Origin of the sequence: Desulfonatronum thiodismutans (assembly GCF_000717475.1) — a bacterium.
Classification (GTDB): Bacteria; Desulfobacterota; Desulfovibrionia; order Desulfovibrionales; family Desulfonatronaceae; genus Desulfonatronum; species Desulfonatronum thiodismutans.
In genome coordinates this window covers 173,283-190,094 of the sequence record NZ_JPIK01000004.1, presented here as the reverse complement: position 1 = coordinate 190,094, position 16,812 = coordinate 173,283, and the positions used below count along the sequence as shown (strand labels likewise).

Genomic DNA, 16,812 nt, shown 5'->3' with positions numbered 1-16,812 from the left:
CTGGAGCCATTCAGCGCCGCTTCCTCTCGTTTTCGATGCCGATACCGCCCCCGGCAAAAGCAGTACTCTATTGCTGAGTAGGTATATAGCGTTCTTTTTTCCATGAACATATTCAAGCTGATCGTCGTTTTCGGCACCGACGAATCCGGAGTCCGCCCATGACCTGGTACGCGCTGTTGGGCGCCGTGGAGCAGGGGTTGGTATACGGAATCATGGTCCTGGGCGTGTACCTGACTTTTCGGGTGCTCAACTTCCCGGATTTGACCGTGGACGGCAGTCTGCCCCTGGGGGCCGCGGTCTGCGCCGTGGCCATCACTTCAGGGATCGACCCGTTCCTTTCCCTCTTCCTGGCCATGTTCGCCGGGTTTCTGGCCGGGATGGTCACCGGGTTTCTGAATACCAAGCTGGGCATTCTGCACCTCCTGGCCTCCATCCTGACCATGATCGCCTTGTATTCCATCAACATTCGGGTGATGAGCGGCCCCAACGTATCTTTGCTGGGCCGGGATACGATCCTCGATCCGCTGATGGGCATGGGCTTGCCAGGGTATTTGTCCTCCATCGTCCTGTTTTCGTTCATCGGCGCGGCCATCGTGATCTTCCTGATCTGGTTTCTGCATACGGAGTTCGGCCAGACCATGCTGGCCACGGGGGATAATCCCCGGATGATCACCAGCCAGGGTGTGAATACGCACAGCGTGATCATCATCGGCGTGGGGCTATCCAACGCCATGGTGGCCTTCAGCGGTGCGCTGATCGCCCAGAACCAGGGCGCGGCGGACGTGAACATGGGCGTGGGAACCATCGTGGCCGGGCTGGCATCGGTGATCGTGGGCGAGACGGTCTTTGGCCGGGGCGGAATCATGCGCGCCGTGATCGCGGCCCTGCTCGGCTCGATTCTTTACCGTCTGGCCATTGCCATGGCCCTAAGCATGAAGCTGGGCACCTTTTCCTTCACTCCCAGCGACTTGAATCTGATCACGGCATTGCTGGTGGTCCTGGCGCTCACCGCGCCGAAAATCAAGGCCCGGTTTTTCTCATGATGCTGTCCTTGAAAAACGTCATCAAGTACTTTCACCGGGGCAGCGTCAACGAAGTCCTGGCCCTGCAAAACGTCTCTCTGGAAGTTCGTCGCGGGGACTTTATCTGCATCATCGGTTCCAACGGGGCCGGGAAGTCTACCTTGCTGAACTGCCTGGCCGGATGTTTTTTCCCGGATCAGGGCAGCATCCTCCTGGATGATCGGGACATCACCGGCTGGCCGGAATACAAGCGGGCCAAGTTCATTGGCCGGGTTTTCCAGGACCCGCTGCTGGGCACCTGCGCTTCCATGAGCATCGAACAGAACCTGGCCCTGGCTCTGCGCCGGGGGCGCTTCCGAGGGCTGTCCGCCGGGGTGCGCCGTCTGGACCGGGATCTGTTCCGGGAAAAGCTGCGCATGCTGGACCTGGGGCTGGAGGATCGATTCCAGGACGCCGTGGGGCTGCTTTCCGGCGGGCAACGCCAGGCCCTGACCATGGTCATGGCCACCCTGGTCCGCCCGGACATCCTGCTGCTGGACGAGCACACCGCGGCTCTGGACCCCAAGACCGGCCAGCAGATTCTGGAACTCACCGACCGCCTGGTGGAAAGCATGGAACTGACCACCCTGATGGTCACCCACAACATGCACCAGGCTCTGCGCATGGGCAACCGGCTGATCATGATGCACCGGGGCGAGATCATTCTGGACATCACCGGCGAGGAAAAGAAGCGTCTGAAAGTGGACGACCTGCTGGCCCGGTTCTACAGCCTGAAGCAGGACGCCTTTGCCTCGGACAAGATGCTGTTGGTGTGATGGGGGAGAGTATTCAGGAGTCAGGATTCAGGAAACGGGAGTCAGGATTCAGGAGTCAGGAGTCAGGAGTTAGGAGTTAGGATTAAAATCGAAATCGCAATCGCAATCGAAATCGAGCAATACAAGTACGTCATTGAATGACGGAGAGAGCGATTTCGATCTCGATTTCGATCTCGATTTCGATCTCGATTGCGATTTCGATTGCGATACACCAACCATACAACATAAACCAACGGAGTTTTTTCAATGTCTGAACGTACCCTTTGCATGATCAAGCCGGATGGCGTGGAGCGGAATTTGATTGGAAATGTGTTGACCCGGATCGAGTCCGCGGGATTGCGGATCGTGGCTCTGCGCAAGCTGCGGCTGACCACGGCTCAGGCCGAGGGCTTCTACGCGGTGCACAAGGAGCGTCCGTTTTTTCAGAGCCTGGTGAGTTACATGACCTCCGGACCCATCGTGGCCGCGGTTTTGGAAGGCGACAACGCCATTGCCCGCTGGCGGGACCTGATGGGTGCCACCAATCCGGCCAACGCAGCCGAAGGCACCATTCGCAAGGATTTGGCCCTGGACGTGGAGCGGAACACGGTGCACGGCTCCGACGCCCCGGAGACCGCGGGTCAGGAAATTCCCTATTTCTTCAATGCCATGGAGCAGCAGGGATGAGTGCCTTGCGCATCGGGTGCATCGGGCTCGGGAACATGGGGGCGGCTCTGATCAAGGCCGTCTCCACTCGCCCGGACACGTCCATTCACGGGTATGATCCGGACCGGAGCAAGGCCCAAAACCTGGCTGGAGTGTCGGGCTTTGTCGCGGCGCGGAGCATTGAAGACGTGCTTCGCGACGCGGACTTTGTTTTTCTGGCGGTCAAGCCGCAAATCATGTCCAAGGTTCTGGCCGAGGCCTTTCCGGCCCTGCGACCGGAGATCTGTCTGATATCCATAGCCGCAGGCATCGGGATGGAGCAGCTGCGGGCCTGGTCGGAAGAGCGCTGCGCCGTGGTCCGGGTCATGCCCAACACTCCGGCCATGGTCCGCTCCGGGGTCAGCGCGGTCTGCTTCGAAGACCCGAAGCTGACCGAGGCTGGGCAAGCAACGATCATGGAACTCCTGGGTCTGCTGGGTCAGGTCCACATTCTGCCGGAGCGGTATTTCCACGCTTTCACCGCCCTGGTGGGCTCGGGACCGGCCTATGTGTTCCATTTTATGGACGCCCTGGTCCAGGCCGGGGTCTCAGCGGGTCTGGGGCGGCCCCAGGCCGAGCAGATGGTCGCCGGGTTGCTGGAAGGCTCGGTCAAGTTGGCCCAGGAAACCGGCTTCAGCCTGAGCACCCTGCAGCATATGGTCACCTCCCCCGCGGGTACGACCATTGCCGCGCTGAATCACCTGGACAGAACGGCGGTCCGCGGCTCGATTATTGACGCCGTGCACGAGGCGGAGCAGCGGAGCCGGGAGCTGGGGGAGGAGTAATTTGTACGTCCGGTCCGTCAACGCAAATAAAAAAGGGGCCATTTGGCCCCTTTTTGTTACAATGCCAAACTTAATCGGAGAGCTCTTTCAACGTCGGACATAAGTTCCTGAGAAAGGTGCGTCAGTCTGGGTAAGACGAGTCGACTTTTGTCTATGGTTCTGATTTGCGACAAATTGACAATAGACTGCTTTCGCAGGCCGCCTCCTTGAGGGATGGGCACACAGATGGGGTATGATGCTTTTTTCTCTGAATACTCAGTGATTACAGCGATGATTGTCGTGGGCGAGAAGGTATTGCCGATATCATTTTGGACGATGAGCACCGGCCGCGTCTTCCCGGTTTCCCTCCCGATAACGGGATCGAGTTTGGCGTAATATATGTCGCCACGTTGTAAGGTCATGATCGGATTCTGGTGGATTATCGGAGATTTTCAGCATCCACGAATTTAAAGTCATCGCTGGTACGTAGATTTTCCTCCGCTAAAGCTTGGTAAGCGGCCTTCATTTGGTCAGCAATCAACTCTTCTTCGATCTTATTGATTTTTTCATCGATGGATTCTCTGACAAGAGCGGAAATCTTTTTCTGTCGCGTCTCGGATATCATCGACAAACGGTCTTTCATCTCTCTAGAAATCGAGACATTTAGTCGGACGGGGTGGCTGAGAATCGCGGTCGACATGGGACGGACATCTCCTTTTGTTCCGGCACGGGTTTGTGTGCGCCTTCTGAAAAAGTCTCCAAGAAAGTTTAGAATGGATTACCTTGGTTCGGAAAAACTACTGGACATATATTTGAGAGCAAAATATAGTGAATCCCAAAGTGTCTGACAAGGGCAAAGCACACCGAAAGGGTGCGACGCAAAGCCACCGGCCTACATTTCGTTTTGAAACAGGGTAGCGGGGCCGCCGGACCGAAGAGGGGTTTTTCCTCCTGCTTTCTCCCTGCTCTCGTTCCCTTCCGCCGGACCGGCAATGCTCTTTTCTTTTCACTTCTCCGCTTGTTTCGATGCTCCTGTCCACCGGGCAACCCTTCTCCAGCATTTTATCTCTTTGAACCGGCTGTGCCCATTCGCTCTTCGCCTCGAAATTCTTCCGGCCTGACCTTTATTGAGGTTCTGGTCGCCATTCTTATCGCCTTGGTTTTGATGGCGGTCAGTGCGCCCTATCTGGCGGGGATGTATCGCAGTGCCGGGATGTCCACCACGGCCCACGAGTTTTTGTCCACCCTGAGCTATGCCCGCAGCGAAGCCATCAAGCGCAATCAGCGGGTCACGATCTGCAAAAGTGCGGACGGTTTGCAGTGTGTTACCCAGGGAGGCTGGGAGCAGGGATGGATCGTGTTCGTGGATGCGGGCAATCTGGCTCAAGTGGATGAAGCCAAAGACATCCTCAGAGTTCGCGGCCCGCTGCGCGGCGAGACGATCTTGACCGGGAACATGCCCGTACGCAACTATGTGTCATACGTCGGCAACGGTTCGACCCAGTACGTCAGCGGCGCGTTCCAGGCCGGCACCCTGACCCTCTGCCGTCAGGAACGCGGGGTGAAATTTGTCCTGGCCCGGGCCGGGAGGGTCAGGACGGAAAAGACCACCTGTCAGTGACCCATTCGGTTTTAGATAGGATAATAATGTCACCAAAAAACAATGGCTTCTCCATCATCGAAGTCCTGATCGTGGTGGCCATCGCCGCCATCCTCACGGCCATCGCCATTCCGGCGTTCAACGTGTTCATCGGTAATACGCGGACCAGTACCGTGGCCAACGAGTTTGTTTCGGCGCTGAATCTGGCGAGGAGCGAGGCGATGAAGCGGGGTGTCGATGTATATGTCTGCAGAAGTTCCAATGGAACAAGCTGTGCGACAGGTGGGGATTGGGGCCAGGGGTGGCTGGTTTATTTCACTGACGAAGACAATAATGATATTCCTATTAGAGTGCGGGAAGGCTTGAAAGAGCCTGAGTCATTTGGTGGATTCGGATATTTTGATGAAGACAATGCAATAATCGCTTTTCGACCTGATGGCCGTCTCGTTAAAGAAGTTGCCGATGAAATCGGTTATGAGGAAGGCGATGATGCAGGACATGGCTTTAATGTTACTAGCAAAGGACGATCGAGGTGCATCCGGGTCAATTCGGCCGGGCGAATAAGGACTGAGAGTGGGGCGTGTGATTGAATGTCAGATGGGGGGGGACTCCGATGTTTTTAACGACAACCATAGACCCTCAAACCATGCAGCGCTCAGCGCTACCGCGTAACCGCGAAGCGTCGATTTGACGCTTTGGCCCGTCAGCGGGATGAGCGCAGAGCAAGGGCCTGGGAAGTTGCCCGTGCGGCGGGCGATTTGCTTCAAAAGCGTTTTCATGCCCAAAAGGTTTGGGTGTTTGGCTCTCTTCCTCAGGATGGCCTCTTTCATGATCATTCCGACGTGGACGTAGCCGTCTGGGGGTTTCGTCAGAAGGACATCCTCAAAGCGGTTGCGGCGGTTACCAGCCTGGACCCGGATATCTGCGTGGATCTCGTTGTCTTCGAGGATGCCTCGGAAAGTCTGCGTCGAACCATCGAGGTCCAAGGGAGGCCGATATGAAAGGTACAGGCGAGGCTTGCCAGGCTTTGGCTGGTCGGATTGAGCAGGTTCTTCTGGATGCGAAGCGGGTTGCCGAGCGGGCTGGGATGTTGCTGGACAAGGCCCGCCAATCCGGGGACCAGTGTTACCTGGACGGTGTGGCTCTGAATCTGCATGTTTTTTATGCCGCCGTTGAGTCCTGCTTCGAGGATATAGCCCGCACCGTGGACGGGGCGCTGCCTTCGGGAAAGAATTGGCACCAGGAACTGTTGCGCCAAATGGGAGCCGAGTTGAAGGGTGTCAGGCCTGCGGTCATTTCGCGGTCAACGCGGGATTGCCTGGACGAATATCGCGCCTTCCGCCACCTTGTTCGCAATGTCTACACGTTCAACCTCCGACCCGAACGTGTTGCCGCCTTGGCCGAGGACGTGCTGCCCTGTCATGGCCAAGTTAAAAAAGATATTGAGCGATTCACGGATTTTCTTCTTGCTTTGGTAGAGAATTCAGACTGATGGGGGCACTTCAGTTCTTCAACCCGGGAACCTTGCCCGGAGTCCTCCTTCTCGAAGACATTATTGCCGGCCGGGCTGCTTCCAACCCCAGGAACAAGCAGATCGCCGGGATATTCAAGGAAGCAGGATTGATCGAGAAATACGGCTCCGGAATTGTCCGCGTTCACCTAACCATGCTCCAGGCCGGAGCCCCAGCGCCTCTCTTCGAGCCCATGGCGCACAGTTTCAAGGTTACGCTGTTTCCCGTCGACAATGGCGGAGTAAGTGGCGGAGTAAGTGGCGGAGTAAATGGCGGGGTGAATGGCCTCCTCTCCCATGTACAGGGCTTTCCGGGTCAAAACGCCGGAGAGATCAGTCAGACCCTGGGATTGCCGAGAAGGACCGTTGAGCCTCGGATCAAGGAGTTGAAAAGCGAAGGGCTGATAGAGTTTCGGGGTGCTCCGAGGACGGGCGGGTATTATGTGTGTTTTAGCTGATCAAATGCGGAACAATTATGCGACTGAATAGCGAGCAAGTACAAGCCATCAATCAGATTGTGCATCGAAAAGCTGGCGAAACGGCTAAGGTTTATCTGTTTGGATCACGGTTGGATGACGCAGCCAGGGGTGGGGATGTGGATTTATTGGTGGAAACGGATGAAAAAGTTCCCCGAATGGACCATGCCAGGATGAAGATGGAACTGGAACAATTGCTCGGCTTGCCGGTGGATGTGCTTGTTCATGCCCGTGGCACGGAGGCATCGCCTTTTGTCGAGCTTGCGCGGATGAAGGGGCGGCCGATTGGAGGTCAGCCATGAAGAGGGATGGATTAGTCCTTGAAAAAGAGCACCTCATCAGGCTGTTGGAAGCAGTTCAGCGGTGCGTGTTCTTTTTGGATGCTTCGGCCCGGAAAATCACTTGGCCGTTGACCGGGAATTTTTTGAGCAGCCAGAGAACAAATGTGGAACTTTTCGAGACTCTTTCAGCAATAAATGAGCGTTTTTCAAAATTGCAGGACTCTCTCGGCGCGGCCATGCGACATGGTGCGATTTTATCTGGTGAATCAGCGGACGTATTTCTGAAGGTGCTTTCATTTTATGAAAAAATTGGAGTGATTGAGTCGCTGGATTCCTGGCAGCTTTGCCGAACATCCCGCAATTTGGCGGCCCATGAATACGGGATCGACTATTCTGAAATCGCCGACCATTTCAATACACTTCATGAATTACGGCCGACACTGTACGCAATTTCCGGACGATTTTACGATTATTGCGAGAGTGCGCTCAACGTGCAACCGGAGGCATCTGAATTTTCTGAAGTCTTTCTGAGAGTCACTGAAATATTTCGAGACAAGTGAATGGTTTCAGAGAAGTATTGTTCCATCTGACCAGGTGGTCAAGAGTAAGATAAGACGAGAGAAAGGTAGCATCAAGGAGCAAAATAGAGTCATGAATACAGCATTGGACATCACCAGACTGACCCGTGCTGAAAAACACCGGGTCATGGAAGAACTTTGGGTGGATTTATCTCGACATGAGGCCGAATATGAATCGCCAGAGTGGCATGGTGAAGTGCTTCGAGCGCGTGAAGCGGATATCTCGGCAGGTAAGGACGAGTTCGTGCCGTGGGAGGAAGCGAAACAAATTCGAGGAAAGCCGATAACATATATCAACCCGACTGAACCTGTCGCGGTAGATGACTGGGAAGTATACAAATGATATTAAAAAGATGCCAATATCCAGGCTTGGTGGTTCATAGGGTTGGTCCATGAATGGTTTGAAGCATAGGCTTTCTCGCACACATCCCGCCGGTTTCTCCCTCCTGGAGGTCCTCGTCGGCCTGATTATCCTGGCCATCGGATTGCTGGGGTTGGCGGGGATGCAGATGCTTTCATTGAAGCAAAATAGCGAAGCGTATTTCAGATCCCAGGCTACGTTTCAGGCCTATGACATATTGGACAAGATGCGAGCAAATCGTTTGCTTGCCATGGATGGCCATTACAAGATTGGGCTCCAAGAATTCCCAGACAATGCGACCCTGCCCGATGTCGTTTTCGACGATCTAAATTCTTGGAAGACTTTTTTGCAGACACGATTTCCCAGTCCTGGCGGCCGTGGAAGTGTCGAGTTAACCAATGGCACTATCGTCAATATTACGATTCAATGGCTTGAGACATCCGAGGAAATTACAGATGTCGAGGATGGTGCTCAGTGGCAGACATTTACGACACAAACCGAGCTTTGAGATTTTTTGTATGAATTCACCGAATGGCACCCAATCCGGCTTGTCCATTGTCGAAGCCCTGGTGACCATGGTTATTCTATTGATCGTGATGGGTGGAGTTTATCAAATATTTGAGAGCACTTCTCTGACGTACCGAATGCAGCAGGGCATGGCCAGAGTGCAAGAGAGCGGTCGATTTGCGATGGATTATCTACTTAACGATATTCGAATGGCCGGATTTTTGGGTTGTTTCAGTGGCACACCTAGTGGTGGTTTTATTGCCTTGGAGGAAGAGCTTGTTGAGAACAAGTTGATAATTCGCAGAGCCATGGACAAGCGTGCAGCTATCCTGGGTATAGAAGAAGTCGACCAATCAGGAGATTTTACTATTTTAAAAATTGACGATAACGGAATTATTTTTTCAGCAGGAGAGGCGCTTGTTGTAAACAATTGCAATGACGTTATCTTCACGACAGCCGTCGATGACTCCAACAATGGCACTTTGAAGGTCGTTGGTATAGATATTCCTGACAATTTTATGACGAACAATATGGGTGAAATTATGAATCTCGCACAGATCGAATACACGATAGATCATGGTTCAACACTTATTGTAGAGGATGGCGTGGAGGTTGGTGTTCGGTCGCTTTTTCGGAAATTGAATTATGAACCTCGTCAAGAGATTGTCGAAGGTGTCGACGCTATCCGCTTCCGCTATGGTATTGACACGAACAATGACCGGAATGTGGATGACTTTGTGGATGCTGCCAGCGTAACGGACTGGGGACAAGTTCGTAGCGTCCGGATCGCCTTGCTGGCCGCCTCCCCGGAGGAAATCCGGAGGATGGAACCGGACCCCAACAGTAGTTATAATTTGCTTGGGGATGTGATCCCCCTTGCTACAGACGACCGGAGGCGTATACGCCGGGTTTTCGAAGCATCCATTGGCATTCGCAATCGACTACAATAGGAGACCGTGACCATGATAACTTTGTTTAAGAAACCCCCGAGGATTCAATCAATTGAACACGGTTCTGTTCTGGTCATAGCCCTGGTTATCCTGCTGGTTTTGACCATGATGGCTATTGCAGGCGTGCAAAGTACCTCAACCCAGGAGCGCATGGCCGGGAACATGCGGGACAAGGATATCTCGTTTCAATTTGCTGAAGCGGCACTGCGAGATGCGGAGCTTGCATTGCGAGATGAATTTGAAATTATGACCACGGAAGATTGTTTTTTTTCATTTAATGACTCACCACCAGATTTTGAAAAGGATATACCCTGTCTACATTATTTATTTGGTGACTCTTTTCCATCAGAACCCGGTTTTTTTATTCGTGAACTTCCTCCGATTCCCGAACCTTTGGAAAGCTTGGAGTCGGATACGTTCAATATTCCTGATCCGAGCTTGTACCGGATCACCGCCCAATCAGCTGGTGGGAGCGCCGACGCGAGAACTATTCTGGAAGCCATCTTTAAGAGATAAGCTTCTCATGACATCATCCTCAAGGAGTAACAACATGGCATCAACATATAGCTGCTTGAGGAACACACTGTTTCTATCACTCTGTTTTGCTGTGTTGTTTCTGGCAAACTCCTCCCAGGTCCAGGCTGACCCGAATATTGCCCAGGTGCCTCTTTTCGTCACCCAGTCAGTGACTCCTCAGGTCATGCTGACCATGTCCAATGACCATCAGCTCTATTTTGAGGCTTATCCGGATTATGCGGATCTGAGCGGTGATGGAGCGGCAGATAGAACGTATAATCACGATATAGATTACTATGGATATTTTGATTCCTATAAATGTTATAACTACGATACAGCAGCTGGCTACTTTGTGCCGGAATCCATCACATCGAACAAGTATTGTTCCGGAAACTGGAGCGGAAACTTTCTGAATTACATCTCCATGGCTCGGATCGATGTCATCCGCAAGATTTTGTACGGAGGATATCGCTCCATTGATACATCTACATCCACCATCTTGGAGCGCAGCTATCTTCCTAATGATGCGCACAGTTGGGTGCGCTACTATGATGGTAGCGATATCAGTCAGTTGACTCCATTTCCTTTGCCCGCATCGACATTGACGCCGAGTTCGACGTCGCGGTCCGTTCCTGCCGGTTCTCGAAATGAGAGTAGTGACCGTCGGTCGTTCATAACAGAATGGAATTCAACAGCGCAGGTTCAAATTGGTGATCAGGTTGTTGTCCGGAGCCAGGAATTTCCTGATACGGTCTGGATGAAGGGAATTGTCCGAACATTCAGCAGTTCAACCGGAGAAATCAACATACAGGTCACTAGCAGTCAAGGTGTTGGGGTGACTGACGATGATTGGATAGTCACCAATGACACTCGCAGAGGTGTAAGCTTTTGTAATACGACTGTAGCGAGTACAACTTGGTCTCAAAATGTGAACGATCCTCCATTGATCCGCGTTGCCAGCGGAAATTACAGCCTATGGACTGCCAATGAACGCTGGCAATGCCGATGGAGTGATGAAAAGTTTCGTATAGGCCATGAAGAAATGGGTATTGCTGGTTTTACAGGAAACAACAATCGTCCAAGTAACGGCAACGATATCAGCGTAACTGGAATCCCTGCAAATTTTGACAACCCCGTAAAAAACCAAGTTGGCTTGGGAGTTTATGACTATACTGCTCGTGTTTCAGTTTGTGAGTCATCCTTAATCGGAAAAGAACGCTGTAAACAATACCCTAGTGAGAACTACAAACCGATTGGACTATTGCAGCAATATGGTGATGATGGTGATCTGTATTTTGGTTTGTTGACAGGTAGTTATACAAAAAACCTTTCAGGTGGAGTTTTGCGTAAAAATCCTAAAAGTTTCTCTGATGAAGTCAACTTCCAAACTGATGGAACTTTTAAAATTTCATCTAGTGGGACTATTGTAGATACTTTAAATCGTTTTCGTATATACGGATATACACATGATGATGGTCACTATGAATCGAGTTCTGGTGACAACTGCCCTTTTAATTTGACGAGTATCAGCGATGGACGATGCACCAACTGGGGGAATCCCCAGTCTGAAATTTTTTATGAAACGCTCAGATATTTTTCAGGTGCTACGCCGCATTCTGATTTTGTCTTTTCTGGACAGGATAAGATATCAGGACTTAATTCAAGCTCATGGATTGATCCACTTTCCAATGATAACTGGTGTGCTCCGCTTTCGAGTATTGTCATCAACTCCAGCATTGGTTCCTATGACCATGATCAATTTGGTGGCTTGAGTTCTATTGGGGGGACATCGGTCACCGCGATGACCGATGTTGTCGGATCTGGCGAAGACATTCATGGCCAGGATTGGTTCATTGGAGAATCTGATACGTTAAACAATCGTCTTTGTTCTGCGAAAACAGTTGGCTCTCTGGGGGGGGCTCGTGGGATATGTCCGGAGGCTCCGGCCCAGTCCGGAACATTTCATATCGCAGGACTTGCTTATCATGCTTATATAAATTCTATTCGAAATGATCTTGAGGATTCACAAGGAGATACTGTCGAAGTCAATGTCAAAACCTACGGTGTTGAAATGGCTCCTGCTGTGCCGGCGATTGAGATTCCTCGTCCAGGGGAGACCGATATGGCTGTGCGTATTCTCCCCGCATGTGAAAATACTACGGAATACAAAGGGTGCGCCCTAGTTGATTTCCGGATTGTGGAACAGGATATCGATGCTGGTACGGGTAAATTCGTGATCAATTGGGATGCCACGGAATGGGGTGGTGACTTTGACATGGATATGAACGGTGTCCTTGAATATCAGATTACTAATTCACACATTACCATTACGACCGAGGTGTTTGCCCAGTCTTCAGGGAGGCGCTTGGCTTTTGGCTACGTTTTAAGCGGTACAACAGATGACGGATTTCACGCCCATTCAGGAATTAATTCCTATGACTATACGGATCCAACAGGCGTTCTTGGGTGTGACAAATGTAAATTTGATGATGCTCCAACCTCGGTCACCTATACTCTAGGGCCTTCCGCTGCCGGCTTGTTGCAATCTCCTCTGTTCTACGCCGCCAAATGGGGCGGATTCCATAAGCCGAAACGTCCTCAGGACCCCTCTTTCCCGGACAACCCTCTCTCTTGGGATGCGGAAGGGGACGGCAAGCCGGACAACTACTACTTTGCCATCGATCCGGCCAAGCTGGCCAAAGATCTGGAAAATGTGTTCAAGGACGTTGTTGAAACCACATCGTCTGCATCGTCCGTGGTGGCCAACTCCGTCCGCCTGGACACGGGCACATTTGTTTATCAGGCTCGGTTTCGGACGGACGACTGGTCTGGGGAACTGTTCGCTTTTCCGGTGAAACCTGATGGAACCCTTGGGGAAAAGGACTGGGAGGCCGGGGAAGAGATTCCAGCGCATGACCAGCGAAATATCGTTACCTTTTCCGGGGGGCAGACCGTTCCCTTTAAATGGGCTGATCTCAACGCAACGCAACAAAATGCCATCGGAGAGGGCAATGCCGCTTTGGGAGAGATGGTTGTCAATTACATCCGTGGTGATGATTCCAATGAAATTCAAAATGATGGAGTATTTAGAAGTCGTGAACGTCTACTGGGGGACATTATCAACTCAGATCCGGTTTTTGTGGGTAATAGCAATTTGGGATATGACCGGGAGTCCATAAATGAAGGCAAAGATGGTGTTTATGCGACCTTTCTGGAGAATACCAAGGGTCGGGACAAGGTCATCTATGTCGGAGCCAACGACGGAATGTTGCACGGTTTTCGGTCCGATGACGGTAGGGAACTTCTGGCGTACATTCCCAATGAGGTCATGCCGAACCTGAAAGAACTGGCATCGCCAACTTATAATGACAACCATCGCTACTTTGTGGACGGTCCTGCCCGTGTCGGAGATGCATACATCAATGGAGAGTGGCGGACCGTGCTTGTCGGTTCCACAGGGGCCGGTGGCCGATCCGTCTTCGCCTTGGATATCACGGAGCCAGACAAGTTCGATACGCCTGGACATGCTATCGTGCTTTGGGAGTTCACGCATGAAGACCTTGGCTACAGCATTGGTCAGCCGACCCTTGCTCGCCTGGAAAGTGGACATTGGGTTGCTATTTTCGGCAACGGATACATTACCGGAGATACAACAGCCAAATTATTCATTCTAGATCTGGCAACCGGAAATCCCATCCAGATCATTGATACTGAAGCGGGAGCAAGCGGGAAGCTCAATGGTTTATCATCGCCAGCCCCGGTGGATGTGGATGGCGACCGAATTACTGATTTTGTCTATGCCGGAGACCTTCTGGGGAATCTCTGGAAATTCGACTTGACTTCAGCCTCTGACAGTGACTGGGGGGTGGCCTTTTCCGGTGAGCCGTTATTCACCGCCAGAGACAGGAACGACAACATACAGCCCATCACCGCACGGCCAACCATTGGGTTGCATCCCGGCGGCGGATACATGGTATATTTTGGAACGGGCAGGTTTTTTGCCGACGGGGACAACGATGTGGACAGTGTCACGGAGCACCAGTCTTACTATGGAATTCGCGATCACGGAGCTACGGTTGTATACACGACGGAACGAACCGAGGTTCTCCGGCAACAGCGCATCTTCTATGAAGGAGTTCCTGTCGGAGTAGATGGTGCGCCGTACGCGATGCAGGTCCGGGTGACTTCGGATTATCCCGTTGACTATTCCACGCAAAAGGGATGGTTTATCGACCTGACGACTCCAGTGGATATTCTGCTGGGCACCGATCAAATGCGGGGAGAGAGGGTTGTGAGTGCGTCCTTGCTACGCAGTGGCCGGATCATATTCACAACCATGACACCTTCAGAGCACCCTTGCGATTTTGGAGGATCAAGTTGGGTGGTGGAGCTTGATGCCCTGACGGGGGGGAGGTTGGATTACTCGGTCTTTGACCCAAGCGGGGATCTGCTGTTCAATGAGGAGGATTATGTTGAGGTGGAGATTCTGATCAACGAGGATGACACGACGCTCACATCCGTATTTGTTCCTGTCAGTGCCATGAAGCTTGATATTGGAATTTCCAAAACTCCGGCGGTTATTCTAGGTGATATTGCCGAGTATAAGTATTTTAGTGGTTCCAAGGCCGGCGAGATGCAAGTGGTTACGGAAAATCCCGGAGATGCGGCCCTGCCTGGAAGAAAGTCCTGGCGCCAAATTCGCTAATCATGCCCATCGAAATGGCAATGCTCAGCTACCTCGCAGTAAGGATACCAAAGTGACGCGAACCTTCTCAGAGCATGGCCAATACGCACTTCAAGAAGTGGTGGAAAAAGAAAGTCTGGGATTCCACGACGCCGGAGCAGATCAGCGTGGCCTTGAAGAAGTTTTTCACCTTTCTGGCCAATGAGAAGGGCATTGTGCATGAGAAGGTGTTGCAATCGTTCAAGTGATTGCCGGGGGAGAGGAATGAGATCAACCGTGAAAACGCCCTGGCCGCAAGCTGTCGAGGTTACGCCTCTCTCGGATTTTCAGCTTCGCGTTCTCATGCATGACTGGCGGACGCTGATTCTTGACCTGGCTGACCTGATAGCGAGACGCGACGCATATTGGAGGTTGCGTCAGTACCGGTATTTTCGGCAGGCGGCTGTTGATGAATTGGGGGGCATTTACTGGCCGGAAGGGGATGATCTGTATCCGGATGGGTTGGGGCGGTATCGAGTTGATTTTTAAACTCAAAAATACAGTACTACTCATGGCGTTTTTTGATGTGATTATACTTGTGGAGATTGAATAAAATGAGAAATTTAAAATATGTTGTTTACCAGGAAGGAAAATGCTTTGTTTCACAGTGTTTAAACGTGGATGTTTCCAGTTTTGGTGAGTCAGTTGATGAAACTGTTTTTAATTTGAAGGATGCTGTGGAGTTGTATTATAATAATGAATCGAATTCCGGATTGAGCAAACACGGTTTTGAATAATTAAATGGAAATATAATCTTATAGGCTTGAAATGATGAATAAAGACAAAAAGGTGGAATATTGGATAGATATCTCTGAGTATGATCTTCAAACTGCTCGGGCAATGCTTGATTCTGGACGATACATTTATGTCGGTTTCATGTGCCATCAGTCTATTGAAAAAATATTGAAAGCACACTATCAAATGATACATGAGAAGACACCTCCTCGTACACACAACCTTTCTTATCTTGCAAGTCAAACTGCTCTACTATCTGAATTACCTGAATTTCATGCAGATTTTCTTGACGAGCTTGAGCCTCTGAATGTACAGGCACGGTATCCAGAATACAAAGATTTGGTCAAAAAGAGAATTGATGTAAACTATGCTGGAATAATTTTGGAAAAGACAGAGAGGTTGTACATATGGATAAAGAACAAGCTATCGCATTAGCAAAAGAGTATTTGAAATTAGTCAGGCCATATTTGAATTTTGATAATGCCTACCTTTTCGGATCCTATGCTGAGGGACGTCAACATGAGCATAGTGATCTGGATATCGGGATTATCGTGAGCCACATTGATGACGATTATTTGGAGACCGTGAAAAATCTTTATCGAATACGAAGGCTTTTGGATGTTCGTATTGAACCGCATCTTTTTGTAGCGAATAACGATCCAACAGGATTTGTTGATACTGTCGCAACAACAGGTTTGCGGCTTTAGCTGTTTGCCATGCCTTGAGAGGAACCGCATGACCGCCAACCCAGCGCCATATATCGAACGCTACACCGTCTCCGACTTCCGCCAATGGCAAGGCGACTGGGAGCTGGTCCATGGATCGCCGTATGCCATGACGCCTTCGCCCACGTTCACGCATCAACGGACAACCGGGAACATCTATCGCCAGCTTGCCGAAGCCCTGGACGAGTGCCCGGCCTGTCATGCCGTTTTCGAGACGGATGTGGAGTTTTCCGAGGACACCGTGGTTCGGCCGGATTGCATGGTGATCTGCTACGAGCCGGAGGGGGAGCGGTTGACCAGGGCTCCGGAGCTGATTTTCGAAGTGGTGTCCACGTCCAGCGCCCGGCGGGACGAACTGCTCAAGCATGAGCTGTATCAGAATGAGGGCGTGACCCATTACGTGCTGGTCTACCCGGACAAGCGCAAGGCCAAGGTGTACCGGCTGGTGGACGGGGGTATCGCAAGGTTGGGGATTGTTCGAGGGAGACGTTGCTGTTCGAGCTGAGCAAGTGCGCCATTGACTTTGATTTCGGGTTTGTCTGGCGGTAGTGTGGAAGTAGCATAC

Annotated in this window: 23 protein-coding genes and 1 riboswitch; of the genes, 21 read left to right on the top strand and 2 right to left on the bottom strand. The window is 51.6% G+C overall.

Going from position 1 to position 16,812, the window contains the following annotated elements:
* Positions 1-158 precede the first annotated feature (158 nt).
* The 4 genes from GY33_RS0101450 to proC all read left to right on the top strand — a co-directional run bounded on the left by GY33_RS0101450 (position 159) and on the right by proC (position 3,306).
* Positions 159-1,043 carry an ABC transporter permease gene (locus GY33_RS0101450; RefSeq protein WP_031385629.1) on the top strand — a complete coding sequence of 295 codons (885 nt, stop codon included), beginning with the start codon at positions 159-161 and terminating at the stop codon, positions 1,041-1,043.
* Positions 1,043-1,837 carry an ABC transporter ATP-binding protein gene (locus tag GY33_RS0101445; RefSeq protein WP_031385628.1) on the top strand — a complete coding sequence of 265 codons (795 nt, stop codon included), beginning with the start codon at positions 1,043-1,045 and terminating at the stop codon, positions 1,835-1,837. The genes GY33_RS0101450 and GY33_RS0101445 overlap by 1 nt, the downstream gene beginning before the upstream one ends.
* Before the next feature lie 246 nt (positions 1,838-2,083).
* A complete protein-coding gene (gene ndk, locus GY33_RS0101435; protein WP_031385627.1) occupies positions 2,084-2,503 on the top strand; it encodes a nucleoside-diphosphate kinase in 420 nt (139 codons plus the stop codon).
* Positions 2,500-3,306, top strand: a complete 807-nt coding sequence (gene proC, locus GY33_RS0101430) for a pyrroline-5-carboxylate reductase (RefSeq protein WP_031385626.1) — start codon at positions 2,500-2,502, stop codon at positions 3,304-3,306. The genes ndk and proC overlap by 4 nt, the downstream gene beginning before the upstream one ends.
* Before the next feature lie 56 nt (positions 3,307-3,362).
* Here proC and GY33_RS0101425 read toward each other — a convergent pair whose 3' ends face one another.
* Entirely contained in the window at positions 3,363-3,707 is a 345-nt protein-coding gene (locus tag GY33_RS0101425; RefSeq protein ID WP_031385625.1) for a type II toxin-antitoxin system PemK/MazF family toxin, read from the bottom strand.
* A gap of 17 nt (positions 3,708-3,724) precedes the next feature.
* Positions 3,725-3,985 (bottom strand): hypothetical protein, encoded by a 261-nt coding sequence (locus GY33_RS0101420; RefSeq protein ID WP_031385624.1) that lies wholly within the window; start codon positions 3,983-3,985, stop codon positions 3,725-3,727.
* Between the two features lie 142 nt (positions 3,986-4,127).
* Positions 4,128-4,216, top strand: a riboswitch (cyclic di-GMP riboswitch).
* A 150-nt stretch (positions 4,217-4,366) separates the two neighbouring features.
* On the opposite strand from GY33_RS0101420, the gene GY33_RS20810 reads away from it, so the two are divergent.
* The 17 genes from GY33_RS20810 (at position 4,367) to GY33_RS18855 (ending at position 16,752) form a co-directional block, all read left to right on the top strand.
* The gene (locus GY33_RS20810) at positions 4,367-4,906 is read left to right on the top strand and encodes a GspH/FimT family pseudopilin (RefSeq protein ID WP_051822178.1); all 540 of its coding nucleotides are present in this window, start codon (positions 4,367-4,369) and stop codon (positions 4,904-4,906) included.
* A gap of 26 nt (positions 4,907-4,932) precedes the next feature.
* Positions 4,933-5,475: a GspH/FimT family pseudopilin gene (locus tag GY33_RS19540; protein ID WP_051822177.1), complete on the top strand. Its 543-nt coding sequence runs from the start codon at positions 4,933-4,935 to the stop codon at positions 5,473-5,475.
* A gap of 105 nt (positions 5,476-5,580) precedes the next feature.
* The gene (locus tag GY33_RS21185) at positions 5,581-5,886 is read left to right on the top strand and encodes a nucleotidyltransferase domain-containing protein (protein WP_326923832.1); all 306 of its coding nucleotides are present in this window, start codon (positions 5,581-5,583) and stop codon (positions 5,884-5,886) included.
* Positions 5,883-6,377 carry a ribonuclease toxin HepT-like protein gene (locus GY33_RS0101400; RefSeq protein WP_031385620.1) on the top strand — a complete coding sequence of 165 codons (495 nt, stop codon included), beginning with the start codon at positions 5,883-5,885 and terminating at the stop codon, positions 6,375-6,377. The genes GY33_RS21185 and GY33_RS0101400 overlap by 4 nt, the downstream gene beginning before the upstream one ends.
* Positions 6,377-6,853 (top strand): ATP-binding protein, encoded by a 477-nt coding sequence (locus tag GY33_RS19535; protein WP_031385619.1) that lies wholly within the window; start codon positions 6,377-6,379, stop codon positions 6,851-6,853. Before GY33_RS0101400 ends, GY33_RS19535 begins: the two co-directional genes overlap by 1 nt.
* Before the next feature lie 17 nt (positions 6,854-6,870).
* Entirely contained in the window at positions 6,871-7,173 is a 303-nt protein-coding gene (locus tag GY33_RS0101390) for a nucleotidyltransferase family protein (protein ID WP_031385618.1), read from the top strand.
* Positions 7,170-7,712: a hypothetical protein gene (locus tag GY33_RS0101385; protein WP_031385617.1), complete on the top strand. Its 543-nt coding sequence runs from the start codon at positions 7,170-7,172 to the stop codon at positions 7,710-7,712. Before GY33_RS0101390 ends, GY33_RS0101385 begins: the two co-directional genes overlap by 4 nt.
* 91 nt (positions 7,713-7,803) lie before the next feature.
* Entirely contained in the window at positions 7,804-8,073 is a 270-nt protein-coding gene (locus GY33_RS0101380) for an addiction module protein (protein ID WP_051822176.1), read from the top strand.
* A 49-nt stretch (positions 8,074-8,122) separates the two neighbouring features.
* Positions 8,123-8,599: a type IV pilus modification protein PilV gene (pilV, locus tag GY33_RS0101375; protein ID WP_084184721.1), complete on the top strand. Its 477-nt coding sequence runs from the start codon at positions 8,123-8,125 to the stop codon at positions 8,597-8,599.
* Between the two features lie 10 nt (positions 8,600-8,609).
* Positions 8,610-9,548 (top strand): PilW family protein, encoded by a 939-nt coding sequence (locus GY33_RS0101370; protein ID WP_031385614.1) that lies wholly within the window; start codon positions 8,610-8,612, stop codon positions 9,546-9,548.
* Positions 9,549-9,560: 12 nt separating this feature from the next.
* Positions 9,561-10,064, top strand: a complete 504-nt coding sequence (locus GY33_RS19530; RefSeq protein ID WP_051822175.1) for a pilus assembly PilX family protein — start codon at positions 9,561-9,563, stop codon at positions 10,062-10,064.
* A gap of 34 nt (positions 10,065-10,098) precedes the next feature.
* Positions 10,099-14,769: a pilus assembly protein gene (locus GY33_RS20215; protein ID WP_161788425.1), complete on the top strand. Its 4,671-nt coding sequence runs from the start codon at positions 10,099-10,101 to the stop codon at positions 14,767-14,769.
* A gap of 74 nt (positions 14,770-14,843) precedes the next feature.
* Positions 14,844-14,996, top strand: coding sequence for a hypothetical protein (locus GY33_RS21180; RefSeq protein WP_153304572.1), 153 nt, complete (start codon positions 14,844-14,846; stop codon positions 14,994-14,996).
* Positions 14,950-15,276: a DUF2442 domain-containing protein gene (locus GY33_RS21910; protein ID WP_407637355.1), complete on the top strand. Its 327-nt coding sequence runs from the start codon at positions 14,950-14,952 to the stop codon at positions 15,274-15,276. The genes GY33_RS21180 and GY33_RS21910 overlap by 47 nt, the downstream gene beginning before the upstream one ends.
* A gap of 279 nt (positions 15,277-15,555) precedes the next feature.
* Positions 15,556-15,957, top strand: coding sequence for a HEPN domain-containing protein (locus tag GY33_RS0101345; RefSeq protein WP_031385611.1), 402 nt, complete (start codon positions 15,556-15,558; stop codon positions 15,955-15,957).
* Positions 15,930-16,229, top strand: a complete 300-nt coding sequence (locus tag GY33_RS20200; RefSeq protein ID WP_084184716.1) for a nucleotidyltransferase domain-containing protein — start codon at positions 15,930-15,932, stop codon at positions 16,227-16,229. The genes GY33_RS0101345 and GY33_RS20200 overlap by 28 nt, the downstream gene beginning before the upstream one ends.
* A gap of 28 nt (positions 16,230-16,257) precedes the next feature.
* Entirely contained in the window at positions 16,258-16,752 is a 495-nt protein-coding gene (locus tag GY33_RS18855; protein ID WP_200874817.1) for a Uma2 family endonuclease, read from the top strand.
* The last annotated feature ends 60 nt before the right edge of the window (positions 16,753-16,812 follow it).

Excerpts from the sequence above, each read along its gene's own strand:
- GY33_RS18855 (WP_200874817.1), top strand. The coding sequence starts at position 16,258 with ATGACCGCCAACCCAGCGCCATATATCGAACGCTACACCGTCTCCGAC.
- ndk (WP_031385627.1), top strand. The coding sequence starts at position 2,084 with ATGTCTGAACGTACCCTTTGCATGATCAAGCCGGATGGCGTGGAGCGG.
- GY33_RS0101390 (WP_031385618.1), top strand. The coding sequence starts at position 6,871 with ATGCGACTGAATAGCGAGCAAGTACAAGCCATCAATCAGATTGTGCAT.
- GY33_RS20200 (WP_084184716.1), top strand. The coding sequence starts at position 15,930 with ATGGATAAAGAACAAGCTATCGCATTAGCAAAAGAGTATTTGAAATTA.
- GY33_RS19540 (WP_051822177.1), top strand. The coding sequence starts at position 4,933 with ATGTCACCAAAAAACAATGGCTTCTCCATCATCGAAGTCCTGATCGTG.
- GY33_RS0101445 (WP_031385628.1), top strand. The coding sequence starts at position 1,043 with ATGCTGTCCTTGAAAAACGTCATCAAGTACTTTCACCGGGGCAGCGTC.
- GY33_RS0101450 (WP_031385629.1), top strand. The coding sequence starts at position 159 with ATGACCTGGTACGCGCTGTTGGGCGCCGTGGAGCAGGGGTTGGTATAC.
- GY33_RS21180 (WP_153304572.1), top strand. The coding sequence starts at position 14,844 with ATGGCCAATACGCACTTCAAGAAGTGGTGGAAAAAGAAAGTCTGGGAT.
- GY33_RS0101385 (WP_031385617.1), top strand. The coding sequence starts at position 7,170 with ATGAAGAGGGATGGATTAGTCCTTGAAAAAGAGCACCTCATCAGGCTG.
- GY33_RS0101420 (WP_031385624.1), bottom strand. The coding sequence starts at position 3,985 with ATGTCGACCGCGATTCTCAGCCACCCCGTCCGACTAAATGTCTCGATT.
- proC (WP_031385626.1), top strand. The coding sequence starts at position 2,500 with ATGAGTGCCTTGCGCATCGGGTGCATCGGGCTCGGGAACATGGGGGCG.
- GY33_RS0101425 (WP_031385625.1), bottom strand. The coding sequence starts at position 3,707 with ATGACCTTACAACGTGGCGACATATATTACGCCAAACTCGATCCCGTT.
- GY33_RS0101345 (WP_031385611.1), top strand. The coding sequence starts at position 15,556 with ATGATGAATAAAGACAAAAAGGTGGAATATTGGATAGATATCTCTGAG.
- pilV (WP_084184721.1), top strand. The coding sequence starts at position 8,123 with ATGAATGGTTTGAAGCATAGGCTTTCTCGCACACATCCCGCCGGTTTC.
- GY33_RS20215 (WP_161788425.1), top strand. The coding sequence starts at position 10,099 with ATGGCATCAACATATAGCTGCTTGAGGAACACACTGTTTCTATCACTC.
- GY33_RS21910 (WP_407637355.1), top strand. The coding sequence starts at position 14,950 with ATGAGAAGGGCATTGTGCATGAGAAGGTGTTGCAATCGTTCAAGTGAT.
- GY33_RS0101400 (WP_031385620.1), top strand. The coding sequence starts at position 5,883 with ATGAAAGGTACAGGCGAGGCTTGCCAGGCTTTGGCTGGTCGGATTGAG.
- GY33_RS19530 (WP_051822175.1), top strand. The coding sequence starts at position 9,561 with ATGATAACTTTGTTTAAGAAACCCCCGAGGATTCAATCAATTGAACAC.
- GY33_RS0101380 (WP_051822176.1), top strand. The coding sequence starts at position 7,804 with ATGAATACAGCATTGGACATCACCAGACTGACCCGTGCTGAAAAACAC.
- GY33_RS19535 (WP_031385619.1), top strand. The coding sequence starts at position 6,377 with ATGGGGGCACTTCAGTTCTTCAACCCGGGAACCTTGCCCGGAGTCCTC.
- GY33_RS0101370 (WP_031385614.1), top strand. The coding sequence starts at position 8,610 with ATGAATTCACCGAATGGCACCCAATCCGGCTTGTCCATTGTCGAAGCC.